The organism is Accumulibacter sp. (genome assembly GCF_031732815.1).
Classification (GTDB): domain Bacteria; phylum Pseudomonadota; class Gammaproteobacteria; order Burkholderiales; family Rhodocyclaceae; genus Accumulibacter.
This window is the reverse complement of sequence record NZ_JAVMKF010000293.1, coordinates 36,403-49,689: the sequence shown is the minus strand read 5'-3', so window position 1 is coordinate 49,689 and position 13,287 is coordinate 36,403. Positions and strand designations below refer to the sequence as shown.

The 13,287-nt window shown below is 62.6% G+C and carries 6 protein-coding genes; 2 read left to right on the top strand and 4 right to left on the bottom strand.

The genetic code is table 11. From position 1 onward, the window contains the following. Positions 1 to 20: 20 nt before the first annotated feature. From glmS to RKP46_RS16850, 4 genes are all read right to left on the bottom strand, one after another. Positions 21 to 1,850, bottom strand: coding sequence for a glutamine--fructose-6-phosphate transaminase (isomerizing) (gene glmS / locus RKP46_RS16865; RefSeq protein WP_311107696.1), 1,830 nt, complete (start codon positions 1,848 to 1,850; stop codon positions 21 to 23). 6 nt (positions 1,851 to 1,856) lie between these two features. After that, the gene (gene glmU, locus RKP46_RS16860) at positions 1,857 to 3,215 is read right to left on the bottom strand and encodes a bifunctional UDP-N-acetylglucosamine diphosphorylase/glucosamine-1-phosphate N-acetyltransferase GlmU (RefSeq protein WP_311107695.1); all 1,359 of its coding nucleotides are present in this window, start codon (positions 3,213 to 3,215) and stop codon (positions 1,857 to 1,859) included. A gap of 270 nt (positions 3,216 to 3,485) precedes the next feature. Further along, complete coding sequence (locus tag RKP46_RS16855; protein WP_311107694.1) at positions 3,486 to 4,928, bottom strand: glutamate synthase subunit beta; 1,443 nt, start codon at positions 4,926 to 4,928, stop codon at positions 3,486 to 3,488. Between the two features lie 2 nt (positions 4,929 to 4,930). Further along, on the bottom strand, positions 4,931 to 9,613 hold the full coding sequence (locus RKP46_RS16850) for a glutamate synthase-related protein (protein ID WP_409194162.1): 4,683 nt from the start codon (positions 9,611 to 9,613) through the stop codon (positions 4,931 to 4,933). A gap of 603 nt (positions 9,614 to 10,216) precedes the next feature. On the opposite strand from RKP46_RS16850, the gene RKP46_RS16845 reads away from it, so the two are divergent. After that, on the top strand, positions 10,217 to 11,806 hold the full coding sequence (locus tag RKP46_RS16845; RefSeq protein WP_311107693.1) for a Re/Si-specific NAD(P)(+) transhydrogenase subunit alpha: 1,590 nt from the start codon (positions 10,217 to 10,219) through the stop codon (positions 11,804 to 11,806). Positions 11,807 to 11,818: 12 nt separating this feature from the next. Beyond that, positions 11,819 to 13,234: a Re/Si-specific NAD(P)(+) transhydrogenase subunit beta gene (pntB, locus tag RKP46_RS16840; protein WP_311107692.1), complete on the top strand. Its 1,416-nt coding sequence runs from the start codon at positions 11,819 to 11,821 to the stop codon at positions 13,232 to 13,234. Positions 13,235 to 13,287: the final 53 nt, after the last annotated feature.

The following is a 13,287-nucleotide window of genomic DNA, read 5'->3' as shown; positions in this document are numbered from 1 at the left end:
CGCAGAACTGGGGCTCGACCTTACTCGACGGTCACCGACTTGGCCAGGTTGCGCGGTTTGTCAACGTCAGTTCCGCGGACCAGCGCAACATGATAGGCCAGCAACTGCAGCGGTACCACGTGCAACAGGGGCGACAGTGCGCCGTAGTGCTCGGGCAGATGCAGGACATGCACGCCGTCGGATTCCTTCATTTCGCTGTCTGCATCGGCGAAGACGTACAGTTCTCCGCCACGCGCGCGGACTTCCTGCAAATTTGACTTCAGCTTTTCGAGCAGGACATCATTTGGCGCGACGGCGATCACCGGCATCTCACGGTCGACCAAGGCGAGAGGTCCATGCTTCAGTTCGCCTGCCGGATACGCTTCAGCGTGAATGTAGGAGATTTCCTTCAGCTTCAACGCGCCCTCGAGCGCGATCGGGTAATGTCGACCGCGACCAAGGAAGAGCGCGTGCTGCTTCATCGAGAAGCGTTCCGACCACACGCGAATCTCCGGCTCCAGTTCGAGAGCGCTGGCGACCGCCATCGGCAGATGGCGAACAGCGTGCAACTCGGCCGCTTCTGCCTCCGGCGTGAGGCGGGAGCGTACCTTGGCGAGTACCAGCGTCAGCAGGTAAAGTGCAGCAAGCTGAGTGGTAAACGCCTTGGTTGAGGCAACGCCGATCTCCGGACCAGCGCGAGTGATGAAACGAAGGGCGTTTTCCCGCACCAGTGAGGACTCGGGAACGTTGCAGATGCATAGCGTGCGCGACATGCCGAGCGCCTTGGCGTGCTGCAGTGCCGCCAGCGTGTCGGCCGTTTCGCCGGACTGGGAAATGGTCACGACCAAGGTGCGCGGGTCGGGAACCGATTCGCGATAGCGGTACTCGCTCGCCACCTCCACAGCGCACGGTATTCCGGCAATCGACTCGAGCCAGTAACGGGCCACCAGGCCCGCGTGATAGCTCGTACCGCAGGCGATGATCAAGACCTGCCCAACTTCCTTGAGCAAAGCTTCGCTCTCGGCACCGAATAGCCCCGGTTGAATGCTGCGCGCCGCGCCAAGCATTTCCAGCGTATTCGCCAGGGCAACCGGCTGCTCGAAGATTTCCTTCTGCATGAAATGCCGGTAATGGCCCAACTCGATTGCGTCGGCCGACAGGTGCGACTCGGTTTCTGGTCGGTCAACCAGCGTACCATCGACTCGGGCAATCGTGTAGCGACTACGCAGCAGCTCGGCACAATCGCCGTTCTCGAGGTACACCATGCGCCGCGTCACCTGGACCAGAGCCGAGGCGTCCGAGGCTGCGTAGCAAGCGTCGTCGGTCAGGCCGAGGAGCAGCGGCGCCCCCTCGCGCGCAACGACGATGTGCTGCGGATCCTCTTCACGCAGGACGGCAATGGCATAAGCTCCCTGCAGTTGGCCGACCGCCCGGCGGACGGCGGTCAGCAAGTCGGGTTCGACTTTCAGTTCGTGCGCAACCAGATGCGCGACGACCTCGGTATCGGTATCAGAATCGAAGGCGTAGCCTTCGCTCTTCAGATACGCTCGCAAGGGCTCGTGGTTCTCGATGATCCCGTTGTGGACGACGGCCAGTCCATGCGAAACATGCGGATGCGCGTTGCGCTCGCAGGGAACACCGTGCGTCGCCCAGCGTGTGTGCGCAATGCCGGTGTTGCCCGCAGCCTGCAAGGCTTCAACCTGTGCCGTCAGTTCGGCGACGCGGCCAACCGAGCGCAGCCGCTGCAGACCAGCTTCGTTGATCAACGCCAAGCCAGCCGAATCGTAGCCACGATACTCCAACTTGCGCAGGCCTTCGAGAAGGATGGGAACAACATTGCGGTCGGCAACCGCGGCGACAATACCACACATGGCAGATCACTTTTTCGTTTTTTGGGGCCGTTGCCAGCCCGGGAGGGAAACCTGTCGAACACGCGAGAGGGTCAGCGTGTCCGCCGGTGCGTCCTTGGTCAGGGTCGTACCCGCACCGAGAGTCGCGCCGCGGCCAACCGTAACCGGTGCGACCAGTTGTGTATCCGAGCCGATGAAAGCGTCGTCCTCGATCACGGTCTTGAACTTGTTGGCGCCGTCATAGTTGCAGGTGATCGTTCCGGCGCCAATGTTGACCCGGCTGCCGACGACCGCGTCGCCGACGTAAGCCAGGTGATTGGCCTTCGACTGTATGCCGAGTTTCGTATTCTTCAGTTCGACGAAATTCCCGACATGCGCGCCGGCAGCGAGCTCGGTTCCTGGCCGCAAGCGGGCAAACGGACCGACGACAGCATCCGGCCCAACGACCGCATCTTCGATGTGGCTGAAAGCGGCCACGCGCACACCGGCACCGATCTGCGCATTCTTGAAGACGCAGGCAGGACCCACCTCGACAGCTTCGTCGAGAACCACGCGACCTTCGAAGACGCAGTTGACGTCGATGAAGACGTCGCGCCCGCAGATCAGCTCGCCGCGCACATCGAGGCGCGCCGGGTCGGCCAGGCGAACACCGCTTTCCATCAGACTCTCGGCAATTCTTCGCTGGACGATGCGCTCGAGTTCGGCGAGCTGTACCTTGCTGTTTACCCCCATCACTTCCCACTCGCCTTGCGGCTGAGCGGTGGTAATGGGCAAAGCCGCAGCAAGCGCCATGCCGACGATGTCAGTCAGATAATACTCACGTTGCGCATTGTCGTTTGACAGGCGGGCGAGCCAGCCGACCAGGCGATCCGTTGGCAGGGCGATGATTCCTGTGTTCACCTCGCGGATTGACCTCTCGCCAGCACTGGCATCCTTGTGCTCGACGATTCGCTGGACGGCGCCGGATGCGTCGCGCACGATGCGCCCATAGCCGGTCGGGTCAAGCAATTCGACGGTCAGGATGGCCAAGGCGTTCCGTGCAGCGTGTACCAGTCTTTGCAGTGTCTCGCCCTGGATCAGCGGCACGTCACCATACAGGATCAGTGTGGTTCCGCCCGGCGCCAACTGCGGCGCCGCCTGCATCACCGCATGTCCGGTGCCCAGCTGCGGATCCTGCAGGACCCAGGTCAAGTCTGGTGCGGCGAGTGCTGCGCGCACAGCATCGCCGCCGTGTCCGTAGACGACACACATCGTTCTTGGCGCGAGGCTGCGCGCCGTTTCGATGACGTGCCGAACCAATGGCTTGCCGGCCAGTGGATGCAGGACCTTGGGCAAATTCGAATGCATGCGCTTGCCCTGACCGGCAGCGAGGATAACGATGTTCATGGGCTTGAAATACCTGCGCTGAAGGTTGCTCCGACGCCTGCCGACGACGCGCGCAGCGCGCGTTCGACCAAGGCGGTACGGCGGGAAAGGAGGCAGGGCACCTGATCGCTTGCGGGAATTGTTCCACAACGGCCTGCCGACATCCGGAACAATATCACGATCGCCATTGTATCAAGTGCGCACGCGCTGCAGAGTAAACGTACGGCGCAGTCTGTCGGCAGGCGACGTCCGCTGCCTGCCGCTCTGCGCTGACGGCCCAAGCGCGCCGATTCACCGTGGCAAGGTCGAACTGCCCATCAGGAAGGCGTCGACCTCACGTGCGCATTGCCGACCTTCCCGAATCGCCCAGACGACGAGAGATTGTCCACGGCGCATGTCGCCGGCGGCAAAAACCTTGGCGACGTTGGTCGCGTAACAGCCGACGCCCTCGGTCGTCGCCTTGACGTTGCCGCGCGCATCGAGTTCGACCCCGATGTGCTCGAGCAAACCTTGCTGCACCGGCGAGACGAAACCCATGGCAAGCAACACCAGGTCGGCGCCGAGCTCGAACTGACTGCCGGCGACCTCGCTCATCCGGCCACCCTGCCACTCCACGCGTACGACGCGCAGGCCGGTAAGCTTGCCTTCCTTACCGAGAAATTCCTGCGTCGCGACCGCGAAGTCGCGCACGCAGCCCTCTTCGTGCGACGAAGATGTGCGTAACTTCAACGGCCAATACGGCCAGGTCAGACTCTTGTCTTCCTGCTCCGGCGGCTGTGGCATCAGCTCGAACTGGATGACCGAAGCAGCTCCCTGGCGGTTGCTCGTGCCGACACAATCCGAACCGGTATCGCCCCCGCCGATGACGACGACCCGCTTGCCGGTCGCCCGGATCTGTCCGCTGAGCCGATCACCCGCATTGACCTTGTTCTGTTGCGGCAGAAAATCCATCGCGAAATGCACTCCGGCAAGGTCACGCCCCGGCACGGGCAGGTCGCGTGGTGCCTCGGCACCGCCAGCGAGAACCAGCGCATCGAATTCGGCGAGCAACGTGGCAACCGGTAGCGCACCGGGTCCACTACCACCCACCGTCTGGTTGACACGAAAAGCGACGCCTTCCGCCTCCATCTGGCGAATGCGCAGGTCGATCAGCGACTTTTCCAGCTTGAAGTCGGGGATCCCGTAGCGCAGCAGACCGCCAATGCGATCATTCTTTTCAAAGACCACCACGGTGTGGCCGACACGCGCCAGTTGCTGGGCTGCCGCCAAGCCAGCCGGTCCGGAACCGACGATGGCCACTTTCCTGCCCGTTTTCGCCTTGGCTGGCTGCGGGCGAATCCACCCCTTTTCCCAACCCTTGTCGATGATCGCGTGCTCGATCGACTTGATGCCAACGGCGTCGGTGTTGATGTTCAGTGTGCAGCCGGCTTCACACGGGGCCGGACAAATGCGGCCAGTGAAGTCGGGAAAGTTGTTGGTCGAGTGCAGAACGGCCAGCGCCTGCTCCCAGTTGCCGCGATAAACCAGGTCGTTCCAGTCCGGGATGATGTTGTTGACCGGGCAAGCGTTACTGCAGAAGGGAATGCCGCAGTCCATGCAACGCGCACCCTGCATCCGCGCCTGCTCATCGTTCAGTACGTGCACGAACTCCCGGTAGTGCTTGAGCCGCGATTGACTCGGCTCGGCAGCTTCCGCCAAACGTTGGTACTCGATGAATCCGGTGGGCTTTCCCATGACTATGCTGCCTCCAGTTGCTTTTTCGCGGCCATTTCCGTGAGCACGCGCCGGTATTCGTGCGGCATGACCTTGACGAAGCGCGCGCGGTAGCGCTCCCACTCGGACAGCAGGCGCCTGGCCTGGCGGCTGCCGGTAAGGCCATAGTGTCTTTCGATCAGTCCTTTGAGCAGCGCCTCGTCGCTCTGACCAAGATGACGCAGATCGACTCGGCCGTGTCCCTCGAGATCCTCGCCGGCGTCGCTGTCCTTGCGCGCGGCGAACTCTTCGGCAATCGGTTCGAGCGAGACCTGTGCCATATTGCAGCGCGAGGCAAAGCTTCGCTCCTCGTCCAGGACGTAGGCTACGCCGCCCGACATCCCGGCCGCAAAGTTGCGGCCCGTCTGCCCGATGACGACCACCGTTCCGCCCGTCATGTACTCGCAGCCGTGGTCGCCGACGCCCTCGACGACCGCCGTCGCACCCGAGTTGCGCACGGCAAAGCGCTCGCCGGCGACGCCTGCGAAGAAAGCTTCGCCCTCGATCGCACCGTACAAAACCGTATTACCAATAATGATGTTGCTCGGAGTCTCGCCGCGAAAGCCGTGGTTCGGACGCACGATGACCCGCCCGCCAGACAAGCCTTTACCGACGTAGTCGTTGGCCTCACCAATCAGGTCGAAACTGATTCCGTGCGCCAGAAAAGCGCCGAAAGCCTGTCCCGCCGTACCCTTGAAGCGAACCTCGATGGTTCCGTCGGGCAAACCGGCGTGCCCGTAACGCTTCGCCACTTGCCCCGAAAGCATGGCGCCAACGGTGCGGTTGACGTTACGCAGCGGCAGTTCGAGGCTGACCTTTTCGCCTCGCTCGAGCGCGACCTGGGCCGCCTCGATGAGTTGCCGGTCGAGCGCACCGGCCAGGCCGTGCTCCTGCTCTTCGCAGTGAAAAGCCGGAACGTCGGCGGTGTTCGGCGGGCGCCGGAAGATTCGGCTGTAGTCGAGGCCGCGTGCTTTCCAATGCGCGATTCCCTTCTTCATCTCCAACAGATCGAAGCGGCCGACCAGGTCGTCGAAGCGCTTGATCCCGATTCGCGCCATCGCTTCGCGCAGTTCCTCGGCAACGAAGAAGAAGTAATTCACAACATGTTCGGGTTGACCGGAAAAGCGCCGACGCAGAACAGGATCCTGGGTCGCCACACCGACCGGACAGGTGTTCAGGTGGCACTTGCGCATCATGATGCAACCTTCAACGACCAGTGGCGCGGTGGCGAAGCCGAATTCATCGGCACCGAGCAGGGCACCGACCAGAACGTCGCGACCCGTCTTGATCTGGCCATCGACCTGGACGCGAACGCGTCCACGCAGCCGGTTGAGCACCAGCGTCTGTTGCGTTTCGGCCAGGCCCAGTTCCCATGGCGACCCGGCATGCTTGATCGAGGACAGCGGACTGGCCCCGGTTCCACCATCGTGACCGGCGATCACCAGATGATCGGCCTTGGCTTTCGTCACGCCGGCGGCCACCGTGCCAACCCCGACCTCGGAGACCAGCTTGACGCTGATCGACGCGCCGGGGTTGACGTTCTTCAGGTCATGAATGAGCTGTGCCAGGTCTTCAATCGAGTAGATATCGTGGTGCGGCGGTGGCGAAATCAGCCCGACGCCGGGCACCGAGTGGCGCAGGAAGCCTATGTATTCGGAAACCTTGTGGCCGGGCAACTGGCCGCCTTCACCGGGCTTCGCGCCCTGCGCCATCTTGATCTGGATCTGGTCGGCGTTGATCAGATATTCGGCGGTTACGCCGAAGCGACCGGATGCCACCTGCTTGATCGCCGAGCGCAGGCTGTCTCCGGGCTGCAAGACCAGGTCGCGCTCGATGCGTGACTTGCCGACCACATCCGAGAGCAGTTCGCCTCCCTGGAGCAGCTTGAAGCGCGCCGGGTCTTCACCGCCTTCCCCGGTGTTCGACTTGCCGCCCAGACGGTTCATGGCGATCGCCAGCGTCGAGTGCGCCTCGGTCGAGATCGAACCCAGCGACATCGCGCCGGTGGTGAAGCGCTTGACGATTTCCTTGGCCGATTCGACTTCCTCGAGCGGCACCGGCGGGCCTGCCGGCTTGATCTCGAACAGGCCGCGCAAGGTCATATGACGCGCCGTCTGATCGTTGATGATCTGGGCGTACTCCTTGTAGGTCGAGAACTGACCGCTGCGCGTCGCGTGCTGCAGTTTGGCAATCGCCTCGGGCGTCCACATGTGTTCCTCACCGCGCACGCGGTAAGCATATTCGCCGCCAGCGTCGAGCATGCCGGCAAGCACCGGGTCTTCGCTGAACGCCTGCTTGTGCAGACGAATAGCCTCTTCCATGATCTCGAAGACGCCAATTCCTTCGACCTGCGTGGACGTCCCGGTGAAGTACTTGTCGACGACGCGCTGCTGCAAGCCGACAGCTTCGAAGATCTGCGCCCCGGTATACGACATGTAGGTCGAAATGCCCATTTTGGACATGACCTTGAGCAGTCCCTTGCCGACCCCTTTGACGAAATGCTTGATCGCCTTGTCGCCCTTCTCGGCGTCGCCGCCGACCATTTGCTGGATCGTCTCCAGCACCAGGTAAGGATGCACGGCTTCAGCACCGTAGCCGGCGAGGACCGCGAAGTGATGCGTCTCACGCGCAGCGCCGGTTTCGACGACGAGACCGACGCGCGTACGCAAGCCCTTCATCACCAGGTGCTGATGGACTGCCGAGGTCGCCAGCAGGGCGGGGATGGCGACGTGCTCACGGTCGATCCGCCGATCGGAAATGATCAGGATGCTCGAGCCTCGGAGCAGCACGTGGTCTTCGGCCTCGTGGCAGAGCGAGGCCAGGCGCGCCTCGACGCCTTCGTTGCCCCAGGCGATCGGGTAGCAGATATCGAGCTCGGCCGAGTGGAACTTGTTGCCCGTGTAGCTCGCGATGCGGCGAAGCTTGGCCATCTGGTCGAAGTCGAGAACGGGCTGCGCCACCTCAAGACGATAGGGGGGGTTGATCTCGTTGATTCCGAGCAGATTCGGTTTCGGGCCGATGAACGAGACGAGCGACATGACGATCTGCTCACGGATCGGATCGATCGGCGGATTGGTTACCTGCGCGAAAAGCTGGCGGAAATAGTTGAACAGGGGCTTGTTCCGATGCGACAGGACGGCGAGAGGCGAATCGTTGCCCATGGAGCCGGTCGCTTCCTCACCCGAAGTGGCCATCGGGTCGAGAATGAACTTGAGATCCTCCTGGCTGTAGCCGAAGGCCTGCTGCCGATCGAGCAACGAAGCGGGGGCGGCGCGCATCGGCGAGGTTTTCGGCGCCGGCAGGTCGTCGAGCTTGATGTTGATGCGGCTCAGCCAATCCTGGTAAGGCTTGCTGCGCGCCAGCGTGTCTTTCAGCTCGGCGTCTTCGATGATGCGACCCTGGTCGAGATCGATGAGGAACATCTTGCCTGGCTGCAGGCGCCACTTCTTGACGATTCTCTCCTCGGGAATCGGCAGGACACCGGCTTCCGACGCCATCACCACCAGATCGTCGTCGGTAATCAGATAGCGCGCCGGCCGTAGCCCGTTGCGGTCGAGCGTCGCGCCAATCTGCCGCCCATCGGTGAACGCGACGGCCGCGGGCCCGTCCCAGGGCTCGATCATCGCGGCGTGGTACTTGTAGAAGGCGCTGCGCCGTTCGTCCATCAAGGTATGCGACTCCCAGGCTTCAGGAATCAGCATCATCATCGCGTGCGCCAGCGAGTAGCCACCCATCACGAGCAGTTCGAGCGCATTGTCGAAACACGCCGAGTCCGACTGTCCCGGATAGATCAACGGCCAGATCTTCTCGAGGTCGCGCCCGAGAAGTGGCGAAGAAGTCCCTTTCTCCCGCGCCCGCATCCAGTTGTAGTTGCCGCGCAGTGTGTTGATTTCGCCATTGTGAGCGATCATCCTGAAGGGATGCGCCAAACGCCAGGTCGGGAAGGTATTGGTCGAGAAGCGCTGGTGTACCAGCGCGATCGCCGAAATGCACTGCGCCTGCTGCAAGTCGGTGTAGTACGCGCCAACCTGGTCGGCCAGGAGCAGACCCTTGTAGACGACGGTGCGCGCCGACATCGACGGTTGATAAAAGTCCTTCCCGTGCTTCAGGCCCAGCGCCAGAATGGCATTCGCGGCGCGCCGCCGGATGACGTAGAGCTTGCGCTCGAGCGCATCGGTAACCATGACATCGGCGCCACGGCCGACAAAGATCTGCCGGATCACCGGCTCACGCGCCCGCACCGTGGGCGACATCGGCAGACCATGATCGACCGGTACGTCGCGCCAGCCGAGAACGACCTGGCCTTCGGAACGTACCGCACGCTCGATTTCTTCCTGACAAGCGAGGCGCGACGCCGACTCCTTCGGCAGGAAGACCATACCAACGCCATAGTCGCCGACGGGCGGCAAATGGACACCCTTGGCAAGCATTTCGGCGCGATACAGTTCGTCCGGAATCTGGATGAGAATGCCAGCGCCATCACCCATCAAGGGATCGGCACCGACCGCACCGCGATGATCCAGGTTCTTCAGGATGAGCAGTCCCTGCTCAATGATCGAGTGACTCTTCTTGCCTCGGATTTGTGCTACAAAACCGACGCCGCAGGCGTCGTGTTCGTTGGCCGGGTCGTAAAGCCCCTGCCGCTCGGGTATGGCTGAATCGATCACACTCAAATCCTCACAAGACAAAGACGTTTGCCCGACAAGCGCTTGCGGGCAAGGCGCGCGCGACGCCCGCAAGCACGCCCCCAGGCCTCCGCGCGGGACTGGCGACTATACCCGGAATAGCCAAGCCGTTCAAGATGCTGCACCGCACCAAGGGAGTGCGCACGCTCGCTTCCGATGCTTCAATAAGGGGCGAAGGGGTCGCCAGGAAGCAAGCTTACGCAAATCCTGGGGCTCGACCCAAGCGGCGAGCAAAATGTATGCCGTCCCGGGACTGGACGCGGACCGCCCGCTCTCAGCCCGGGCGAGCATGCTCTCCTTCTGCTAAATGCCCTTGCCGTGCTAAAGTGCGCCTCCAGTCCGTGTGGCCGGGGCTGCACGGCTGCGACGCGCGGCAAGAAGCGCATGTTACCTGGGGCGCAGCAGTCCGGGTGAGGGGTGCCGCTGTGCGCACGTAAGGTTTGAGCAAGATGTTGCCTTCACCTCGCCGTTTGTGCACCGTCGCGGCCTGACTTCAGCACGCAGTCGAGGTGTGGCGAGCGTTGCCGCTGTTTGGCGGAGCAGTTTCAGAAGAGTTGAGACAAAAAATCATAGATGGAGGACCAAATGCCGCTGACAATTGGAGTTCCAAAAGAGATTGCGCCCGGGGAAAAACGCGTTGCAACCGTTCCCGAAGTCGTCGAGAAACTGATCAAACTGGGCTTCGCCGTGCGCGTCGAAACGGGCGCGGGGGACGCCGCGAACGTTTCCGACGACGTTTTTCGCGCCGCCGGAGCCGAAGTGGTGGACAACGCGACCGCGCTGTGGTCGTCATCGGACATCATTTTCAAGGTGCGCGGACCGACCGCCGAGGAAGTGAACCTGCTGCGTCCGGGCAGCACGCTGGTCAGCTTCATCTGGCCCGCGCAGAACCCTGAACTGCTGCAGCAACTGGCCGCGCGCCAGGTCACTGTGCTGGCGATGGATAGCGTACCGCGCATTTCACGCGCACAGAAGCTCGACGCGCTCAGCTCGATGGCCAACATCGCCGGCTATCGAGCCGTCATCGAAGCGGCACACCATTTTGGCCGCTTCTTTACCGGCCAGATTACCGCTGCGGGCAAGGTGCCACCCGCCAAAGTCTTCGTCATCGGCGCGGGGGTTGCCGGCTTGGCGGCGATCGGTGCCGCTTCCGGCCTCGGGGCCATCGTTCGCGCCAATGACACGCGTCCGGAGGTGGGCGATCAGGTCAAGTCGATGGGCGGCGAGTTCGTCACCGTCGATTACCAGGAGGAAGGATCCGGCGTCGGCGGCTACGCGAAGGTGATGAGCGAGGGCTTCCAGAAGGCTCAGCGCGAGGTCTTCGCCAAGCAGGCCAAGGAAGTCGACATCATCATCACGACCGCCCTGATTCCGGGCAAGCCAGCGCCTCGGCTGATTACCAGCGAAATGGTCCAGTCGATGAAGCCGGGCAGCGTCATCGTGGACATGGCGGCCGAGCAGGGCGGCAACTGCGAACTGACCGAGCCGGGTACGGTCACCGTCAAGCACGGCGTGACGATCATCGGTTACGCCGACCTGCCGAGCCGCCTGGCAAAACAGTCGAGCACGCTCTACGCGACCAACCTGCTGCGCCTGACCGAAGAGCTGTGCAAGAACAAGGACGGTGCAATCGACGTCAACATGGACGACGAGGTGATTCGCGGAACAACGGTGATCAAGGAAGGCACGATCACCTGGCCGCCACCGGCACCCAAGCTGTCGGCTGCGCCGCCGGCCGCCCCTGCTGCGGCAGCCAAACCACCGGTTGCCGCGAAGTCGCATGGGCACGGCAAGGGTGGGTCACCGATGTCGGGCCCGGCAATGGCCACCCTCTTCGCCGCTGCTGCCGTCGTCTTCTGGTTCATCGGGGCGAACGCACCGGCCGCGTTTCTCGGCCACTTCACGGTCTTCGTCCTTGCGTGTTTCGTCGGCTACATGGTGGTCTGGAACGTCACTCCGGCGCTGCACACACCATTGATGAGCGTGACCAACGCGATCAGCAGCATCATCGCGATTGGCGCACTCGTTCAGATCGCCCCCCCGGTGGACCCCGGCGTGAGCCGACCCGACGAATGGATCCGCTGGCTGGCGATCGGTGGCATCGTTCTCGCGACGATCAACATGTTCGGCGGTTTCGCCGTCACCCAGCGCATGCTGGCCATGTTCCGCAAGTAGGAGGAGTGCAAGATGTCTGAAAGCCTGGCAACCGTCTCCTACCTCGGAGCAACAATTCTCTTCATCCTCTGTCTCGGCGGCCTGAGCAACCAGGAGACCGCCCGCCGCGGCAATCTCTATGGCGTCATCGGCATGACGATTGCCGTGCTGGCGACGGTCCTCGGACCGCATGTCGGCACCTCGGGTTACGCCTGGTTGATCGGTGCCATGGTGGTCGGCGCGTCGATCGGCCTGTACGCGGCGCGCACCGTGCAGATGACCCAGATGCCTGAACTGGTCGCCCTGATGCACAGCATGGTCGGTTTGGCGGCGATGCTCGTCGGTTTCGCCAACTACATCGATCCAGTGGCCTCAGCGCACATGAGCGGTGCCGAGAAGGCGATTCACGAGGTCGAAATCTACGTCGGCATCCTGATCGGCGCCGTTACCTTCTCCGGCTCGGTGATCGCTTTCGGCAAGTTGTCCGGCAAGATCTCCGGCAACCCGCTCCTGCTGCCCGCCCGACACTGGATCAACCTGGCTGGACTGCTGGTCGTCATCTATTTTGGACGCGAATTCCTGCGCGCTGGCTCGGTTGGCGAGGGGATGACGCCACTGATCGTGATGACGGTGATCGCGCTGCTTTTCGGCATTCACATGGTCATGGCCATCGGCGGTGCCGACATGCCGGTGGTCGTCTCGATGCTGAACAGCTACTCCGGCTGGGCGGCGGCGGCTACCGGCTTCATGCTGTCTAACGACCTCCTGATCGTTACCGGTGCACTCGTCGGTTCAAGCGGCGCAATCCTCTCGTACATCATGTGCGCAGCGATGAACCGACACTTCATCAGCGTCATCGCCGGAGGCTTCGGTACCGGCGGCGGAACGCCAGCGGCCGCAGGAGCAGCGCAACCGGCCGGCGAAGTGGTCGCGATCAGCGCCCCGGACACAGCCGAACTGCTGCGTGAGGCGAAGAATGTCATCATCGTTCCGGGTTACGGTATGGCGGTCGCGCAGGCGCAGCACACGGTATACGAGATTACCCGCCTGCTGCGCGAGAAAGGCGTCAATGTGCGGTTCGGCATCCATCCAGTCGCCGGTCGGATGCCTGGTCACATGAACGTACTGCTGGCGGAAGCCAAGGTGCCTTACGATATCGTGCAGGAAATGGACGAACTGAACGATGATTTCCCGCAGACCGATGTCGCCATGGTCATCGGTGCCAACGACATCGTCAACCCAGGTGCGCAGGACGATCCGACGAGCCCGATCGCTGGCATGCCAGTGCTCGAAGTGTGGAAAGCCAAGACCTCGATCGTCATGAAGAGAAGCATGGCCTCGGGCTACGCCGGCGTAGACAACCCATTGTTCTACAAGGAGAACAACCGCATGCTGTTTGGTGATGCGAAGAAGATGCTGGACGAGGTTCTGGTCGCGCTGAAGGCCTGACAGGCGGACGGTATCTATCTGATAGAATTTCGCCGGCCGGCGTCAGACGCGTC